This is a genomic window from Aeromonas tecta, from assembly GCF_000820185.1.
Taxonomy (GTDB): Bacteria; Pseudomonadota; Gammaproteobacteria; order Enterobacterales; family Aeromonadaceae; genus Aeromonas; species Aeromonas tecta.
In genome coordinates this window covers 199,370-217,511 of record NZ_CDCA01000039.1, presented here as the reverse complement: position 1 = coordinate 217,511, position 18,142 = coordinate 199,370, and the positions used below count along the sequence as shown (strand labels likewise).

The following is an 18,142-nucleotide window of genomic DNA, read 5'->3' as shown; positions in this document are numbered from 1 at the left end:
TGTGTCGTTCTCTAAAGGTGGTACTAATTATCTGATAGAGTGCGATGGTCGAGATGGGTGGCTCTTTTATTATTCTAAGAATGCAACTGGTGGTTTGTGTGAGATAGATAAATTGGTTTCGCATACTTTCAATAAAGATGACTTTTTAAATCAGATTGATTTGTGGACATCTAAAATATAATTTCGTCACATTGTGATATTTATTTGCAAATAAATTTCATGTACATAACCAGTCTTTTTTGATAGCGAAATCAATGTGAAAAGTATATAAAATGAATGCCAAAAATATTTAGCATCTCCCTAGGTGATTTTCCAGAGTGAATGGTGAATATTTTTCTTCATTGAGATAAATATTATCGCTATCGCTCAACGGGTGTCTGCTTACTTATATTAAGATAGGGCTATCACTAAAAATCACCACCAGAACCTCATTGTTAGATATATGATGTTATATATAAGATAATATGTCTTTACAAAGTCATGTACTGTTGCGGTACAGGGAAATAAATTAATAGCATAAATATTAACTGCCAGGGGTAAATTATAACCCCTTGATAAATAAATCATATTTTCGGTCAGGTTTGACTCGCATTTTATCTTAATAGATGGTTTTCATGCGTCAAGATTTCATTGAAGACATCCCACTTATAGTATGTTCTCTGTGTTAGTAAAGTTATTTTAAAATGATTTGAATTCTCATCTTACTTATAATTGCGGAATTTATAGATGATATACCGTACTTTATTATCGATATTAGTATCAAGTTGGCTGATTGCCTGCACCACAACTACATCACTCACTGAGTCTGAACTATCTCAAGCGGCTCAACAGGGTCAGGGCAAGGCGCAGTATGAACTGGCCAACCGTCTGGCGGCCAAGCCGGATTATCCCGAGGCGATGCGCTGGATGAAGCAGGCTGCGGGTCAATCAGGACCACTGGCGGCAGACGCGGATATTCGGGGAAAAGCGGCGCTGCAGGTGGGGAGCTGGTATCAGGCTGGTCTGGGTGAACCCAAAAATCCCAAGCTGGCCCATGATTGGTGGCAGCGCTCGGCCAAGCTAGGCAATCGCGACGCCAGTTATCGGCTTGGCGTGGATTGTCAGCAGCAACACCAAGGCAAATTGGTTGGCGACTGTCTTAATTGGTTTGAACAGGCGGCCAAGCAGGATCATGCCGAGGCGCAGCTGATCCTGAGTCAGTGGTATGCCAAGCAGCCCGGCGCCGACGCCGATGCCATCGAGTGGCTGGAGAAGGCGGCCGAGCAGGGTAATCGTGAGGCGCAATACCAACTCGGCCTTCGTTATGAACAAGGGAAGGGAGTCGCCAGGCGACCCGATCTCGCCCAGCGTTGGTACGAGAAGGCTGCCACCCAACAGCAACCGGATGCTTTGTTGACCCTGGCTCGTCAGGCCAGTGCGAGCGAGGCATTCCCTCTTTATCAACACGCCGCCAATGCAGGATCGCCACCGGCTCAGCTGTGGTTGGGACAAGCCTATCTGGCGGGTGAGGCGGTACCACAAGATCTTGCGCTCGGCCGTTATTGGCTGGAGCTGGCCGCGAGCCACGGATCTCATGAGGCTGAATACCAGTTGAGCTTGCAACAGACGGGCGATGCCGCGGCGCGAGAACACTGGCTGACGCTGGCGGCGGCTGGAGGGGTGAGCCAGGCACAACTCGAGCTGGCCAAGTTGCAACAGGGTCGGGGAGAGCTGAACGCGGCGCGCCAGAGCCTTGCATTGGCTGCCGCTCAGGGGAATGTCGACGCTCAGTATGCCTATGGCGAGATGCTGCGGCTGGGGCAGGGGGGTGAGGCAGACTATCGCCAAGCCTTGAAGCAGTATCGGTTGGCGGCAAATGCCAACCACAGGGAGGCGCAATATCGCATGGGGACCATGCGTGAGCAGGGGTGGGGAGCGCCCCGTAACCGCTTGCATGCCTATGCATGGTATCTGCTGGCTGCCACGGACGGAAACAAGAATGCGACCGATGCTGGTAATGAGCTTGAAAAAGGGATGACAAAACAGGAGAAAGCCTCGGGCCAAAAGCTGGCCCAGCACTGGTTTATCAAATTGAAAAATGATCCTTCGCTTGAAGGAATAAAGGGTGACATTTAGTGTTCAGCAAGGCGATTAAGCATCGTAAATGTGCATGTTGAATGAAAAATAACGTGCTGTAATAAAAATTCTTGTGTGTGATTTTTGAACATCACGTGAAATTTTTATGATGCATCTATTATGACTGTTTCTAGTGAGTTCGAATTCGTCAATTCTCAATGGTGACGAGGTGGCTGTCAGCAATTATTAGTTTTCATCATATTGATAATGACTCCATGTTTTTTAGGATGTTAAACACGTTTTTCAGCCATGAAGTCTAATTCAGATAATTCTTACATTTCCATCAACATTATCTAACCAATTGATTTTAAATCATTTGTTTTATTTGTCGTGAAATAATTACTACTTTTTAATATTTTTTTTATTGACGGTAAGTGAATCATAAATATACCATTTGTCGCAAATGGCTCTTAAGCCAAGAAGACCTCTTCCAAAGAGTAGAGGCACAATCGGATTGTATAAGTAACAAGCTGCATATTGCGTTTTTGATTATCAACGCCTCGGCCTGATATACGTCAAGAATGCCTCCTCGGCTAATGCCCATTCACCTGAAGTTGGGTTTAACACGTCAACTGTCATTTTTTACAGTTGCCGACATGGGCATTGGCTATAAGCTTTAGGGTCTTCATGGATCCTTAACTTGGTATTTAGAGCATGGGAAAAGGAATTGATGGCGCCACTGTTGCGCCTAAAGAGCGTATTAATATCAAATATGTGCCGGCAACCGGTGGTCAGCAGGCTGAAATAGAGCTTCCGTTGACCATGATGGTGGTTGGCAACATGAAAGGACGCACGGAAGAGACCCCCATTGAGGAGCGTCAGACCGTCTCCATCGACAAGAATAATTTCTCGTCTGTCATGAAAGAATCTGCACTGGAGCTGAAGTTTTCCGTTCCCAATCGCCTGGAAGAGAACAGCCAGGACGACTTGCCTGTGTCGATCAAGATCCAGTCCCTTGAGGACTTCACCCCCGACAGCGTTGCCCAGCAAGTGCCCGAGTTGCGCAAGTTGCTGGAACTGCGTGAGGCCCTGGTTGCCCTGAAAGGACCCTTGGGAAATATCCCGTCCTTCCGCAATCGTTTGCAGGATCTGCTGTCCAGTGGTGAAGCTCGCGAGCAGCTGCTCAAGGAACTGGATCTGATTAAGCCTGCCGAGTGATCTGCAGATTAATTAACTGATCGATAAGGAAAAATTATGTCTCAGGTTGAAGAACAGGTTCAAGCGGGGGCGAGTGTTGCCTCCTCGTCCTTGCTGGACGAAATCATGGCGCAGGCGCGCATCACCCCGGTTGACGAGGGTTACAGCGTCGCCAAGCAGGGTGTCGCCGCCCTGATCGCGAACATTCTGGACAGCGGTACCACCACAGATCCGGTCAACAAGGCGCTGGTTGACAGCATGATTGTCGAGCTCGACAAGAAGCTGAGCAAGCAGATGGACGTCATCCTGCACGCCAAAGAGGTGCAGGAGCTGGAGTCTTCCTGGCGTTCCCTCAAGCTGTTGGTGGATCGCACCGATTTTCGCGAGAACATCAAGATCCAGGTGCTGCATGCGACCAAAGAGGAACTGCTGGAAGATTTCGAGTTTTCACCTGAAATCACCCAGTCAGGCCTCTACAAACACGTCTATTCCACTGGTTATGGCCAGTTTGGTGGTCAACCCATCGGTGCCGTGATCGGCGATTATGCCTTCACCCACAGCTCACCCGATATCAAACTGATGCAGTATGTCAGTGCGGTCGGTGCCATGGCCCATGCCCCCTTCATCTCCTCCGTCGCGCCGGCCTTCTTCGGTGTGGACAGCTTCACCGATCTGCCGTCCATCAAGGATCTCAAGTCGGTGTTCGAAGGTCCGGCCTACACCAAGTGGCGCTCCCTGCGCGAATCGGAAGATGCCCGCTACCTGGGGCTGACCGCGCCGCGTTTCCTGGCGCGTCTGCCCTACGATCCGAGCGAGAATCCCATCAAGGGCTTCAACTATCAGGAAGATATCAGCTCGGATCACGACCACTACCTGTGGGGCAACACCGCCTATCTGATGGGCACCTCCCTGACTGACAGCTTCGCCAAGTACCGCTGGTGCCCGAACATCATAGGCCCGCAGAGCGGCGGCGCCATCCAGGACCTGCCTGTGCATGTCTATGAGGCCATGGGTCAGCTGCAAGCGAAGATCCCGACCGAAGTGCTGATCACCGACCGTCGTGAATATGAACTGTCGGAAGAGGGTTTCATCACCCTGACCATGCGCAAAGACAGCGATAACGCGGCCTTCTTCTCTGCCAACTCGGTGCAAAAGCCCAAGGTGTTCCCGAACACCAAGGAAGGCAAGGAAGCGGAGACCAACTACAAGTTGGGTACCCAGCTGCCCTACATGTTCATCATCAATCGCCTGGCACACTACATCAAGGTGTTGCAGCGCGAGCAGATCGGCTCCTGGAAGGAGCGTCAGGATCTGGAGCGTGAACTGAACGGCTGGATCAAGCAGTACGTGGCCGATCAGGAAAACCCGCCGGCAGACGTGCGTAGCCGCCGTCCGCTGCGTGCCGCCCAGATCAAGGTGCTGGACGTGGAAGGCGAGCCGGGCTGGTATCAGGTTGCCATGGCCGTACGCCCGCACTTCAAGTACATGGGGGCTAGCTTCGAGCTGTCTCTGGTGGGTCGTCTGGACAAGGAATAATGGCCGATGCCGTCTCTCTCTTCTTGGGATAGAGGAAATGCGGCCAGCCTGTTTGACAGGATCCGGGGGGAGGGGCAGCTCCCTTCCCCCCGCTCGGAGGTTGATGAACTGGTGGATTCTGTCAAACGGCAGCTCGATCAGATCCTCAATACCCGTCCCGGCAATTGCCGCAGTGCCCCGGATCTGGGTGTCATCGATCTCAATGACGCCACCCAGGGCAGTGCCGACATCAAGGGACGGATCCGTGAGGCGATCCGGCAATGCATCCGCCGCTACGAGCCGCGGATCATTCATGTGGAAGTCCGTTCACCCGACGCTCAGGCGAGCCCGCTCGAGATGTCGTTTCAGGTGACGGCCCACGTGAGGCTGGAGCACATCGAACAGGTCACCTCGTTCAACGTCCATATGGACAGCCACCGTCACTACCGCATGGTCTGATCAATGTCGCTGGAACATTACTTCAGGGATGAACTGGCATTTTTGCGCCTGCAAGGGCGCGAATTTGCCGATGCCTATCCCGAACTCACCCGCTTCCTGTCGGAGCAGAATACCGATCCGGACGTAGAGCGCCTGCTGGAAGGCTTCGCGTTTCTCACCGGCAACCTGCGCGCCAAAATCGAGGATGAGTTTCCCGAGCTGACCCATGGTCTGCTCAATATGCTCTGGCCCAACTATCTGCGCCCGGTGCCCAGCATGACCATCATGCAATTTTCGGTCATTCCTGGCGCCATCACCCAGCCGGCGCTGGTCAAGCAGGGATGTCAGCTCGACAGCCTGCCCATCGATGAGGTGACCTGTCACTTCCAGACCAGCCACGATGCCTGGATCTACCCAGCCGATATCCGCCATATCGCGGCCCAGAGTGGCAACGATCTCTCCACCATCTCCCTGGATATCGCCTTGCATGCCCCCTTGCCGCTGAGCGAACTGCAACTGGACAAGTTGCGCTTCTACCTTGGTGGCGACGGCTATACCGCCTACGAGCTCTATTTCTGGCTCTCCAACCAGCTCGCTCACATCGAACTCGAGGTCGACGGCAAGCGCTTTCGCCAAGATGCTAAGGCCCTCAAGCCCATTGGCTTCGAGCGGGGTGATGCACTGCTGCCCTATCCGAACAACGTCTATTCCGGCTACCGCATTTTGCAGGAGTACTTCTGCTTCCCACAGAGCTTCCTGTTCTTCGAGCTCAGTGGTGGCGATTGGCCCAAGCAACCCCTGCCCGTCAGCGAGTTCAAGATCCATTTTTGTTTCGACCGGCCGTTGCCCGCCGAACTCAAGATCCGCCCCGATTCCTTCATGCTCAACTGCGTGCCGGCCATCAACCTGTTCCAGCACGACAGCGAGCCAGTCAACCTCAACGGTCGTCAGGCGGAATATCCGCTCAAGGCGAGTTACCGCCATGCGGACAGCTTCGAGATCTTCTCGGTCGACGAGGTAGAAGGCTGGGTGGAGGGCAATCTCGGCCGTTCGCGCGGCACACCCCGCATCTATCAGCCGTTCGAGAGTTTCCAGCACCAGATTGAGCGGGCCAAACACCGGCTGGCACTCTACTACCGGGTGCGAGTGAGAGAAGCGGTCAGCGGAGACGGTTTTGAGCACACGCTCTCCTTCGTACGGGGAGACGAAACCACCACGGTCGAGCTGGATGAATCCATTTCAGTGACCCTGACCTGCACCAACCGCTCCCGCGCCGCCACCCTCAAGGTCGGCAACATCTGTGTGCCGACCGGCAGCTCGCCCTCGTTTGCGACCTTTCGTAATCTGATCCGGCCGACCCGACCATTGCGACCGGCGCTCGATGGCAGTTTGCACTGGACCCTCATCTCCAACCTGTCCCTGAACTACGTCTCCTTGCTGCGGCGGGATGCCCTGGTGCAGGTGCTGCGTACCTATGATTTTCCCGCGTTGCATGACAAGCAGGCTGAGCAGGCCTCGCGCAAGCGGTTGGCAGGGATCGAGCAGATCGAGACTACCCCGGTCGACCGGCTGGTGCGCGGCATGCCGGTGCGAGGGCTCAAATCGGTGCTCTCCATCCGCCAGTCCGCCTTTGGCAGCGAAGGGGAACTCTACTTGTTCAGCACCGTACTGGCCCATTTCTTCTCGCTGTATGCCAGCGTCAATGCCTTCCACCTGCTTGAGGTGGTCAATCTCGACAACAAGGAGCGTTACCAGTGGCCAGTCCAGATCGGTCAACACTCCCTGATGTGACGTCCGCCAGGGACGCACCTCGCTTCAATTTTTTCCAGCTGGTGGAGTTGCTCAACCGGCTGGATGGCGCCGATCAGGAGCGGGGGCTCGATCATCTGCCAAGCGATGAGGGGATCCGCTTCAAGGCGACTGCGTCGCTGGGTTTCCCTACCAGCGATGTGCTGCAGATAGGCAAGGATGGCAAGGGTCGCCACGAGCTGGAGGTCGCCTTCCTCGGTCTGCACGGCAGCCAGTCCCCCATGCCCGGTTACTACCTCGACTCCCTGGCCTGGGAATACGCCCAGGGCGAGCAGAAGCTCGGCCTGTTTCTGGACTTTTTCCATCACCGATTGCTGACCCTACTGCACCGGATCTGGCGCAAGTATCGCTACCACGTGCGTTTTCAGGACAACGGCGAGGATGGTTTTTCCCGCCTGATGTTTGCCCTGGTGGGGCTCGGCAACGAGGCAGTCTGCCGCAGTCTGCCGGTCAATCGCGCCAAGATGCTCTCCTACGCGGGCATGTTGGCCAGCCCCAGCCGCTCCCCCGAGGTGGTGGCCGGGCTGGTGGCGCACTGCTTCGATCTGGCGGATGTGGAGGTCAATGCCTGGCAGTGGCGGCGGGTACCCATCCATCAGGATCAGCAGAACCGACTGGGCAGTGCCTGCGCCACCTTGGGGGATGATTTCGTCATCGGCGACAAGGTGAACGACTGTGCGGGCAAGTTTCTATTGAAGATCAACAACCTGAGCTTTGGGCAGTTTCTCGGGTTTCTCCCGAACGGGGAACATTTCCATGCCCTGGTGACCTTTGTCTCCTTCATCCTGCGCGACCAACTGGCCTGGGATCTGCGACTGGGTTTCGGCCAGGAGCAGGCGAGGGGATTGAGATTGGGGGAGGAGCAGAGTGCGCGTCTGGGGTGGAGCACCTTCCTCGGTGAACCACCAAGTGACCCGTTTGTGACCATTTGTGTTCAGGAATAAGTGCAGGAATGAGAGCAGGAGTGAATGTGGACGACTTTAATCAACAGCTTTCTCTGGTGGTGCTCAACAGCGAGCAGCTCGATGGCAACCAGCAGGTTCAGTATCGCTTCGGCGAGATGGGCGGCTCCCTTGGCGCGTCCGAGCAGGATGACTGGCAGCTGCGAGACAGGTTGGGGGCGGTCGTGCCGGCCCATGCCCGTATCGAGCACCATGATGGTCGCTTCTGCCTGTGCGATCTGAGCGGCCAGACCTATATCAATGGCGCAACGTCCCCCATCGGGCGGGCCCGCAAGGTGCATCTGGAGCAGGGTGACGAGCTGATCGTCGGCCCGTTCCGGCTGCGTGCCTATCTGGGAGCCATTTCGGCAGAGCAGAGCCTGCAGCAAGTGCTGGGCAATCGCCCCACCGAGCAGCTCGATGAGTGGCTGGCCAGCGATGAGCCCGCTACTCGCGAGGGCGATCCCCATGCCCTGGCGCTCGATCCCTTGCTGGCGCTGCAACATGAGCGCTCCGCACTGACTCCGCTGGTCGACCCCCGTCGCCAGAGTGACTTCAATTCGCAACCGGATATGGAACATCCGTCCCTGTCCCCCTTTTCTGCCGTCGAGAACACCATGAGCCAAGAATTTCTGGATATGCCCTCCATCGAGAATCACCCCGATTACCTCCCGCCACTGGAAGGGGTCGATCACGTGGCCCTGACCCCCTTGATGCGTGGCCTGGGTCAGCCATTGCAACTGCAAGATACCCAGCAGGCCCACGACATGCTCGAAGAGATGGGCAAGACGGTGCGCGCCATGGTGGAAGGTTTGCTGAAGCTGCAAAGCGATCAGGCGGCATTGGCAGATAGGCATCTGCGCCCCATCGAGGACAACCCGTTGCGCCTCGGGCTCGATTATGACGAGACCCTGGCGGTGATGTTTGCCGAGCAGAAGAGCCCAGTGCACCTGACCGCGCCGGCGGCGGTGGCCGAGAGCCTGCGCAACGTGCGTATCCACCATGTGGCGAATCAACAGGCCATAGGCGCGGCGCTCGACAGCATCTTGCAAGCCTTCTCGCCGGATGCGCTGCTGGGTCGCTTCGAGCACTACCGCCGCACCGGTACCCCGGGCATGGCCGACGAGGGCTGGGCCTGGAACATGTACCAGCACTACTACCGCGAGCTCACTTCCGCCCGCCAGCAAGGCTTCGACAAACTCTTCCATCAGGTTTATGCCCAGGCCTATGACCAGGCCGTGCGTCAGCAACAGGGACTGATTTGATGATGCGAGTGCTGATGCTGGGGGCCGCTCTGCTGGCCCTGGCGGGCTGTACCACCATGGGCAAGATGGCTGATGTGGCCATGGACCCGGATATTCAGGTGGGTAGCAATGACGATCAACCCTCGACCCTGGGCCTGAGTCTGGTGGCCGAGCCGGACGTCAACCCCAACGGCAGCGGGGAGGCGGCGCCCATCGAGTTCCAGGTGCTGCTGCTGGCGGAAGATTCCAAGCTGCTCGCCACCGATTACGACCAGGTGACCGAGGATGTGGAGAAGGCACTCGGCAAGAACTATCTGGATCATCAGGACTACACCCTGCTGCCAGGGCAGTTCAAGTATCTGCCTCCCATCAAGCTCGACGAGAAGACCCGTTACATCGGGGTGATTGCACGCTACGCCGATCCGGACAGCGCCGAGTGGCGCAAGGTCATCAAGGTCAAGAGCGTGGGCCGAGCCTACCAAATTCTGGTTCATCTGCGTCTGGATGAAGTAGAGCTGCAACAAGAAGAAGAATAATCATGTCGAGTCGAAATCGGGTTATCTGGCGTGAGGGGCTGTTCATCAAGCCCCAGCATTTCCAGCAACAACAAAGACATTCGGAGTACGCACTGCACGCTCGCCTGAGCGCGCTGTCCGACTATTTCTACGGGCTGCAGACGCTGGCCATCAACGAGGATTATCTGGGGTTCGGTCGCATCGCCCTGGTGGGGGCCACCGGCATCCTGCCGGACGGCACCGTCTTCAACATCCCAAACGATGATGTGCTGCCGACCCCGCTGGAAGTCACCGACGCCTCGGTGGCCAACCAGAAGATCTACCTGGCACTGCCGCTCTCGGTGAGCGGGGTCAACGAGGTGAATCAGGGCGGCCAGGTAGCCACGAGGTTGCAGGCCCATCGCCACGATGTGCGCGACTTGCACAGCGAAGGAGGAGACGTGGTCTCCCTCGAGGTGGGACGAGTCAGCCTGCGGCTGATGCTGGAGCGCGACGATCGCAGCGCTTATGCGTCACTCGCCATCGCCCGCATCCTGGACAAGCGCCCGGACGGCGGTCTGGTGCTGGATCCCAACTTCATGCCCTGCAGCATCAGCGTCTCTGCCATCCCGACCCTCAAGCGTTTCCTCGGCGAATCCGCTGGCCTCGTGGCCGAGCGGGCCCGCAGCCTCTCCCAGCGCATTGCGGCGCCGGGTCAGCAGGGGGTCGCCGACGTGGCCGAGTTCATGATGTTGCAACTGCTCAACCGGGCCCAGCCCCAGCTCTCCCATCTCGCCCGCCTCGGCACCCTGCATCCGGAGCGGCTGTTTGAGGCGCTGGTGCAACTGTGCGGCGAGCTGATGACCTTCACCGATGAGTCCCGCCTGCCACCGGAGTTTGCCGCCTATCGTCACGACGATCAGCAGGTGAGTTTCGAACCGGTGATGCTGGCCCTGCGCCAGGCCCTCAGTACCGTGTTGTCGCCGCGGGCCGTCTCCATCCAGCTGCGCAAGCACCAGTACGGTGTCATGGTGGCCGTGGTGGGGGAGAGCGAGCTGATGCAAAGCGCCGACTTCGTGCTGGCGGTGCGTGCCCGCATGCCTCAGGAGCAGCTGCGCAAACAGCTGCTGCAGCAGACCAAGGTGGCCTCCAGCGACAAGATCCGCGAGCTCATCAGCCTGCAACTGCCCGGCATTCCGTTGCTGCCGCTGCCGGTGGCCCCGCGCCAGCTGCCCTATCACGCCGGTTACAGCTACTTCCAGCTCGACCGGCAGAGCCCGGCCTGGCAGATGCTGGCGGTGGGCAACACGCTTGCCTTCCACATCGCCGGCGATTTCCCGGAGCTCGATATGCAGCTCTGGGCCATTCGCAGCCAGTGATCCCATCAAGGAATAAGCACAGATGACCACGGACATTATCAAGAACGAGCAACTCAGCGACCTGCTGTTCGATCATGCCGAGCAGCTGGACATGGATTCGGACTACTGGTTCCGCCTGCGCGGCCAGAGCATCAACCCCATGATCGACGCCGTGACCCCCTTGCTCGGGCTGGTGCAGCGGGTACGCCTGCTGTCGCGCTACGACCGGGTGCCCGAGCTCTACCAACGGGTAGTGACCGAGATCCAGGCCATCGAGCAGGAGCTGATGGCGCAGGGTTACGAGAACGGTGTGGTGCTCTCGTTTCGCTACATCCTCTGTACCTTCATCGATGAGGCCGTGATGGGCCGCGACTGGGGCAGCCAGAGTGAATGGTCGGAACACTCCTTGCTGACCCGCTTCCATAACGAGACCTGGGGCGGGGAGAAGGTGTTCGTGCTGCTCGCCCGGCTGCAGGAAGATCCGGTGCGCTATCGCGACATCCTGGAGTTCATTTATCTGTGCCTCTGCCTCGGTTTCGAGGGGCGCTACAAGGTGATGAGCAAGGGGCAAGGGGAGTTCGAGCGCATCGTCAAGCAGTTGCACAAGCAGCTGTCCCCCGAGGCGAGCGGCGAGGCCTCCAGCGTGTTCCACCTGGACCTTGGCCGTCAGGCTTCCCGTTATCAGCTGCGCAAGCAGATATCCCTGCGCAGCCTGTTCATGGGCGGCGCGGTGATCCTGGCCATCATCTTTGGCCTCTATCACCAGCAACTCAATAACCAGACCCAGGACGTGCTGCGTCAACTGGGCGAATTATTAAAATAACTATTCCTGAGGAGAGCACGCCTTGATTCGTATAGAGCTACCGGTACTGGTGGAAAGACTCAACCCCATCTGTCGTCACATGCTGGAGGAGGCTGCGGCCCTCTGCGTCAACCATCAGGGGGCCGAGATCCGCATCGAGCACCTGCTGCTGAAGATGCTGGACACCCCCCTGTCAGACGTACGCCAGATCCTCAAACGGGCCGAGGTCGAGGTGGAAGAGCTGCGCATTCTGCTGCAACCCGCCAGCGCCGACAGCGGTTATGGGCAGGGTTACCCCTCCTTCTCGCCGCTCCTGGTGGAGTGGCTGCAAGACAGCTGGTTGCTGGCGTCCGCCGAGTTGCAGCATGTTCAGCTGCGCAGCGGCATGTTGCTGCTGGTGCTGCTGATGACCCCCCAGCGCTATCTGCCTGGTTCGGCCACCCGGCTGCTGGCCAACGTCAATCGCGAGCTGCTGCGCCAGCAGTTCGATGAGTGGGTGAAAGAGTCTGCCGAGACCCAGGTGACCGTTTCTGCCAACGGAGCTCCCACTCAGGCGGCATTGCCTGCCGATGCCAGCCTGCTGGCCCGCTTCACCGTCAACGTCACCGAACAGGCCCGCCAGGGCACCCTGGATCCCGTATTGTGCCGGGATCATGAAATTGACCTGATGATCGACATCCTCTCTCGCCGCCGCAAGAACAACCCCATCGTCGTGGGAGAAGCCGGGGTCGGCAAGAGCGCCCTGATCGAGGGGCTGGCGCTGCGCATGGTAGCGGATCAGGTGCCTGAAAAATTGCGCGGTGTGGAGTTGATGACCCTGGATCTCGGCGCCATGCAGGCCGGTGCCTCGGTCAAGGGCGAGTTCGAGAAGCGCTTCAAGGGCGTGATGCAGGAAGTCAAAGAGGCGGTGCGCCCGGTCATCTTGTTCATCGACGAGGCCCACACCCTGATAGGCGCCGGCAACCAGGCCGGTGGACTGGATGTCTCCAACCTGATTAAACCTGCCCTGGCCCGTGGCGAGCTGCGTACCATCGCCGCCACCACCTGGGGTGAGTACAAAAAATACGTAGAGAAAGACGCCGCCCTGTCCCGCCGCTTTCAGCTGGTGAAGGTGGGCGAACCCAATGCCGAGGAAGCCACCGTGATCCTGCGCGGCCTGCGCAGCATCTACGAGCAGGCTCATGGGGTGCTGATCGACGAGGAGGCGCTGCAAGCCGCGGCCCAGCTCTCTGCCCGTTATATCTCCGGCCGCCAGCTGCCGGACAAGGCGATCGATGTGCTCGACACCGCCTGTGCCCGGGTGGCCATCAACCTCACCACGCCGCCGCGCGCCGTCAGCCACCTGCACAACGAGCTGCGCCAGCGTGAGCTGGAGATCCGCCAACTGGAGCGCCAGAGCCTGATCGGGCTTGGCAACAATGTCGAGCGGCTGGCCGAGCTGCACGCCGCCCAGTCGGCCTCGCGAGAGGACTTGACCGAGCAGGAAGCCCAGTGGCAACAGCAACAAGGGCTGGTGCAACAGATAGTCGAACTGCGCGCCGCCTTGCTGGCCGACGAGCAGGATGAGTTGCTAAAGCGGGAGGCGCTGGATCTGGCCGATGCCCCGCTCGATCCACAGGCTGCCGCCGAGGTGCTGGCCGGGCTCGAGCGCGAGCTTGCCGCCCTGCAGCAGGAGTCCGTGCTGGTCTCCGCCCATGTGGACAAGACCCAGGTCGCGGCGGTGATCGCCGAGTGGACCGGGGTGCCCCTCAATCGCATCTCCCAGGGGGAACTCGACGTGGTGACCCGGCTGCCGGAGTACCTCGGGGATCTCATCAAGGGGCAGGATGTGGCGGTGGCCCATCTGCACAAACACCTGCTGACCGCTCGCGCCGACTTGCGCCGTCCGGGCCGTCCGCTTGGTGCCTTTTTGCTGGTGGGGCCGAGCGGGGTCGGCAAGACAGAAACCGTGCTGCAGATTGCCGAGCTGATGTTCGGTGGCCGCCAGTACCTCACCACCATCAACATGTCCGAGTATCAGGAAAAACACACCGTCTCGCGCCTCATCGGCTCGCCCCCGGGTTACGTGGGCTTTGGCGAGGGCGGCGTGCTGACCGAGGCCATCCGCCAGAAACCCTACTCAGTGGTGCTGCTGGATGAGGTGGAGAAGGCCCATCCGGATGTGCTCAACCTCTTCTATCAGGCGTTCGACAAGGGCGAGCTGGCGGACGGGGAGGGGCGCATCATCGACTGCAAGAACGTGGTGTTCTTCCTCACCTCCAACCTCGGTTTCCAGACCATCGTCGACCACGCCGAGCAGCCGGATGCTTTGCTGGATGCGCTCTACCCCGAGCTTGCCGCCTTCTTCAAACCGGCGCTGCTGGCGCGCATGGAGGTGATCCCCTATCTGCCGCTCGGTCACGACACATTAGTGCAGATCGTGGGCGGCAAACTGAACCGCCTGGTCAAACTGCTCAATGAGCGCTTCGGCGCCGAGGTGGTGCTGGAGGACGAGGTGGCCGAGGAGATACTGCGCCGCGCCAATCGCAGCGAGAACGGGGCCCGTATGCTGGAATCCGTCATCGACGGCGCCCTGTTGCCGCCGGTGTCGCTGCAACTGCTGCAACGTCTGGCCGCCGGTGAGCCCATCAACCGGGTGCGTTTCTTCGTGGTCGATCAGCAGTTCGTGGCCGAGGTGGAGGGCTGAGCATGGAACAAGCCCTCGCTTTTGCCCTCGCACTGACCGCCCAGCGCGACGAACCGCAGCTGTGCCACTGGTGGGCCTCAACCCTGCATGCCAGCTTCCAGCCCAAGGGGATCCTGCTTGGCATGCTGGATGTGAGCGGCCGCCAGCTGGCGTGTCAGGGTTGGGTCAAGGGGCAGGCCGTCAGCCTCTCTTTGGCGGTGGACGATTTCTCCCATCCCCTGGCCTATGTGCTGCACAAGGCCCAGTCCCGTAGCTGGGATTCCCTGCACGGTGGTGCCCGCATTGAGCACAAGGAGTTTCGCGCCCTGCTCTCCAACCTCGGCCAGCAGTGCGGCCTGCATGCCTTGCCGCTCAACGATGCCAATGGCAAGCCGTTCGCCGTGCTGGCCATGATGGATAACGCCGATCAGCTGCAGGCGTGGAGCTCTGGCCCCGAGCTGGCTCAGCTGGCTCAGGTGTTCTGCAATCAGCTCACCCTCATTCGGGATCTGGGGCGCAGCCGCCGTGATCAGAGCGTGCTGAGAGACTCCCTGCGCCAGATAAAAGGGGAAGGGCAGGTTAAAAAGCAGTACGAGAAGCTGCTTGCAGATCAACTGGTGGGGCAATCCGCTGTTATTTGTGGTCTGCGTGAACAGATAAACCAGGCGGGTCAGCACAAGCTGACCGTGCTCATTCAGGGCGAGACCGGCAGTGGCAAGGAGGTAGTCGCCCGGCTGGTGCATCAGTGCTCCGATCGCGCCGCCAAGCCATTCGTTGCCATCAACTGCGCCGCCATCCCGGAGAACCTCATCGAGAGCGAGCTGTTTGGTTATCAGAAAGGGGCCTTCTCCGGAGCGCTTGGCAACAAGGCCGGGCTGGTCGCTCAGGCCAACGGCGGCACCCTGTTTCTGGATGAGGTGGGCGACATGCCTGCCGCCATGCAGGCCAAGTTGCTGCGGGTGCTCGAGACCCGCAGTTACCGGCCCCTCGGCGCCGAGCAGGAGAGTCACTCCGACTTTCGCCTCATCGCGGCGACCCATCAACCGCTCACTCGCCACGTGGATGAGGGGCAATTTAGGGCCGATCTCTATCACCGCCTCTGCCAGTGCCTGCTGCTGATAGCGCCCCTGCGCGAGCACATGGATGACGTGCCCATGCTGTGCCAGCACTTCATGACCCAGTTTGCCGAGCAAGATGGCAAGGCGCTCGGTGGGCTGCATCGCAAGTTCTTGAAGCAACTACAGAGCTATGACTTCCCTGGCAACGTGCGCGAATTGCGCAACTTGCTCGAGGTCGCCTGCGCCCACACCCGTCACGGGGAAGAGGTGGTGCTGGAGGCGCTGCCGCCGGAGCTCAAGGAGCGGGTCTGCGTCGAGTTGCCGGGGATGCTGGACGATTACAACCACATCCGCGACCTGCGCCGGGCCATGCAGTTGTACGAGGCATCGGTGATCGAGGCGCGGCTGCGCTACTTCCAGGGCAACCGCATGTTGGTGGCCGAGAGCCTGAACATTCCCAAGCGCACCCTGGATCACAAGTGCCAGAAACTGGAGGTGAACTGATGGGCGCATTCAGCCTCTTGCCGCTGCTGCTGGCCACCGCCAGTGGTGCACCGCAACTGGACATGACGGGCTGGCAGCAGTGCCGGCGTGAGCCGTCGCCGCTGATCCGGCTGGCCTGCTATGACGCCCTGGGTAGCAACGCTAGCCTGGCCCCCGTCGCCGGCGTGGCCAAGTCTGCCGCCTGGCAGGCCATCTGGGATCAGGAGCAGAGCCGCACCCCGGACAGTCCCCCCTTCTTGCTGCAAACCGATGCGAGCCGTGGCAGCGAGATCCTGACCCGCCCGGCCCTGCGCGGGGCGACGCTCTCCATCGGCTGTGTCGACAGCATCACCCACATCCGGCTGCGGCTTGATAGCCCCTGGATCGGTGAGGGGGTGCAGCTTGAGCTCGATGGTGAGCCCAGCCGCAGTGCCCAGAGCTGGTTTATCCGGGATCGGGGGCTGCTGCTCGAATACGGTCGCGGCTTGCCCGCCATCGAGGAGCTCAAGCGCTGGCTGGGTCATCGTGAATTGCAGGTGCGGGCCGACAACGGCACTCAGGCTCAGACTGCGAACGGCGTCTTGCTGCGCGTCGATCTGAGTGGTTTGAAAGAGGCACTGGCTCCGCTGCGTCAGCAGTGTCGCTGGTAGGGGAAACCATGAGCTATCAACACCCCTGGTGTACCCGCCTGCTGGCCAGCTTGCCGGATGAACAGATAAAGAGCGCCGTGCTGGCCGATGAACCGCGCTGGGACTATGTGGAGACCGAACTGGTCAAGCTGGGATCCTTGGCTCACTCCCAAGTGGATCTCAATGCGGTGGCTGAGGCCTGCCTTGGCCTCTTGGAGACGCGTACCAAGGACATGCGGGTGCTGGCCCAGTTGCTGCGTTGCCTGCAACACCCGGCCAAGGCGACCCCCATGGGGGCCGCACTCAGCCTGCTGGAGTCCTGGATCCGCGCCTATTGGTTGCTGGCCTGGCCCGGCAATGCCAGCCAGAAGCAGCGGCTGATGGTGCAGATCGTCAAGCGCTTCGAAGGGGCCTTGGCGCGGGTGAGCGAGAGTGCCTCGGCGGCCGAGCTGGCGCAGTTGCTGACCCAGGCCGAGCAGCTTGGGGCCTGTTGGCTGGTGCAGTGCCCGGACAAGGGGGAATTGCTCGATCCGCTATTGATGGGGCTGCGGCGGGCCCAGCGCCAGCAGGTTGCCCAGGCGCAGGCTGATCAGGGCGAGTCGTCTGGCGCGGTGAGTGCCCATGCCGGCCAGGGCGCCGCGAGTGGCGCCATGGTGCTCAGTGGTGGCAGCAAGGTGGCGGGCATCGAGATCGACAGTTCCAACGACCGTGCCTGGCGCCAAACCCAGCTCAAGGTGGCGGAGTTGCTCATCGAGCGGCAGCCGGAGGCGGCGGTGGGTTATCGTCTGCGCCGCCACGCGATCTGGGCCGGGATCACCACGCCGCCGATGAGCGGCCCGGGTAACAAAACCCAGCTGGCGCCCATGTCGGTGGACATGGTGGACGAATACCGCGCCGCCATGGCCGCCCCGGATCTGGCGCTCTGGCAGCGGATCGAGCAGAGCCTGACCCTGGCGCCCTACTGGTTCGAGGGGCATCAGCTCTCGGCTCAGGTGGCGGACAAGCTGGGGTTTGGCGTACCGGCCCAGGCCATCGCCCAGGAGCTCGATGGTTTCTTGCAGCGCTTGCCGGCCCTGCGGGATCTCGGCTTTAGCGATGGCAGCCCCTTTCTCAGCGCTGACTGCAGCCGCTGGCTGCAACCCTCTCGGGGCGGGGCGGGGAGCGATGATGACAGCAGCCTGGCCGAGGAGGTTGCCCTGCGTCACGGCGAGCAGGGCATGGCCGCGGCCTTGACCCTGCTGGATGAACGCATGACGCAGTTGAAGGAGCCCAGAGCCCGCTTCCATGCCCAGTTGGTGCAGGCGGAGCTGCTGGCGCAGGAAGGCATGAATTCGCTGGCTCGCCAGCACTATCAACACTTGTGGCAAGAGGCAAGTCGCCTTGGATTGGCGCAATGGGAACCTGGATTGGTCAGCCGTCTGGAACACCAGGCGGCCCCGCTGTCGAAATGAGTC

The 18,142-nt window shown here is 59.5% G+C and carries 14 protein-coding genes; all 14 read left to right on the top strand.

Translation table 11 applies throughout. The features are described 5' to 3' along the window. Nucleotides 1-726: 726 nt before the first annotated feature. The 14 genes from BN1137_RS19130 to tssA all read left to right on the top strand — a co-directional run bounded on the left by BN1137_RS19130 (nucleotide 727) and on the right by tssA (nucleotide 18,139). Nucleotides 727-2,115 (top strand): tetratricopeptide repeat protein, encoded by a 1,389-nt coding sequence (locus BN1137_RS19130; RefSeq protein WP_050720113.1) that lies wholly within the window; start codon nucleotides 727-729, stop codon nucleotides 2,113-2,115. Nucleotides 2,116-2,769: 654 nt separating this feature from the next. Beyond that, entirely contained in the window at nucleotides 2,770-3,273 is a 504-nt protein-coding gene (gene tssB / locus BN1137_RS19125; RefSeq protein WP_050720112.1) for a type VI secretion system contractile sheath small subunit, read from the top strand. A gap of 36 nt (nucleotides 3,274-3,309) precedes the next feature. Then, the gene (tssC, locus tag BN1137_RS19120) at nucleotides 3,310-4,788 is read left to right on the top strand and encodes a type VI secretion system contractile sheath large subunit (protein ID WP_050720111.1); all 1,479 of its coding nucleotides are present in this window, start codon (nucleotides 3,310-3,312) and stop codon (nucleotides 4,786-4,788) included. A gap of 6 nt (nucleotides 4,789-4,794) precedes the next feature. Continuing rightward, nucleotides 4,795-5,226, top strand: a complete 432-nt coding sequence (gene tssE, locus BN1137_RS19115) for a type VI secretion system baseplate subunit TssE (RefSeq protein WP_050720110.1) — start codon at nucleotides 4,795-4,797, stop codon at nucleotides 5,224-5,226. A gap of 3 nt (nucleotides 5,227-5,229) precedes the next feature. Then, nucleotides 5,230-6,996, top strand: coding sequence for a type VI secretion system baseplate subunit TssF (gene tssF / locus BN1137_RS19110; protein WP_050720109.1), 1,767 nt, complete (start codon nucleotides 5,230-5,232; stop codon nucleotides 6,994-6,996). Then, complete coding sequence (tssG, locus tag BN1137_RS19105) at nucleotides 6,960-7,958, top strand: type VI secretion system baseplate subunit TssG (protein WP_050720108.1); 999 nt, start codon at nucleotides 6,960-6,962, stop codon at nucleotides 7,956-7,958. Before tssF ends, tssG begins: the two co-directional genes overlap by 37 nt. A 26-nt stretch (nucleotides 7,959-7,984) precedes the next feature. Next, nucleotides 7,985-9,220 carry a type VI secretion system-associated FHA domain protein TagH gene (gene tagH / locus BN1137_RS19100; RefSeq protein ID WP_050720125.1) on the top strand — a complete coding sequence of 412 codons (1,236 nt, stop codon included), beginning with the start codon at nucleotides 7,985-7,987 and terminating at the stop codon, nucleotides 9,218-9,220. Next, nucleotides 9,220-9,735, top strand: coding sequence for a type VI secretion system lipoprotein TssJ (gene tssJ / locus BN1137_RS19095; RefSeq protein WP_050720107.1), 516 nt, complete (start codon nucleotides 9,220-9,222; stop codon nucleotides 9,733-9,735). Before tagH ends, tssJ begins: the two co-directional genes overlap by 1 nt. 2 nt (nucleotides 9,736-9,737) lie before the next feature. Then, the gene (gene tssK / locus BN1137_RS19090) at nucleotides 9,738-11,072 is read left to right on the top strand and encodes a type VI secretion system baseplate subunit TssK (RefSeq protein WP_050720106.1); all 1,335 of its coding nucleotides are present in this window, start codon (nucleotides 9,738-9,740) and stop codon (nucleotides 11,070-11,072) included. A 22-nt stretch (nucleotides 11,073-11,094) separates the two neighbouring features. After that, nucleotides 11,095-11,874, top strand: coding sequence for a type IVB secretion system protein IcmH/DotU (gene icmH, locus BN1137_RS19085; protein WP_050720105.1), 780 nt, complete (start codon nucleotides 11,095-11,097; stop codon nucleotides 11,872-11,874). A 22-nt stretch (nucleotides 11,875-11,896) separates the two neighbouring features. Further along, the gene (gene tssH, locus BN1137_RS19080) at nucleotides 11,897-14,539 is read left to right on the top strand and encodes a type VI secretion system ATPase TssH (protein ID WP_050720104.1); all 2,643 of its coding nucleotides are present in this window, start codon (nucleotides 11,897-11,899) and stop codon (nucleotides 14,537-14,539) included. 2 nt (nucleotides 14,540-14,541) lie between these two features. Next, nucleotides 14,542-16,080 carry a sigma-54 interaction domain-containing protein gene (locus BN1137_RS19075; protein ID WP_050720103.1) on the top strand — a complete coding sequence of 513 codons (1,539 nt, stop codon included), beginning with the start codon at nucleotides 14,542-14,544 and terminating at the stop codon, nucleotides 16,078-16,080. Then, on the top strand, nucleotides 16,080-16,709 hold the full coding sequence (gene vasI / locus BN1137_RS19070) for a type VI secretion system-associated protein VasI (protein ID WP_050720102.1): 630 nt from the start codon (nucleotides 16,080-16,082) through the stop codon (nucleotides 16,707-16,709). Before BN1137_RS19075 ends, vasI begins: the two co-directional genes overlap by 1 nt. Before the next feature lie 8 nt (nucleotides 16,710-16,717). Continuing rightward, nucleotides 16,718-18,139, top strand: coding sequence for a type VI secretion system protein TssA (gene tssA, locus BN1137_RS19065; RefSeq protein WP_050720124.1), 1,422 nt, complete (start codon nucleotides 16,718-16,720; stop codon nucleotides 18,137-18,139). Nucleotides 18,140-18,142: the final 3 nt, after the last annotated feature.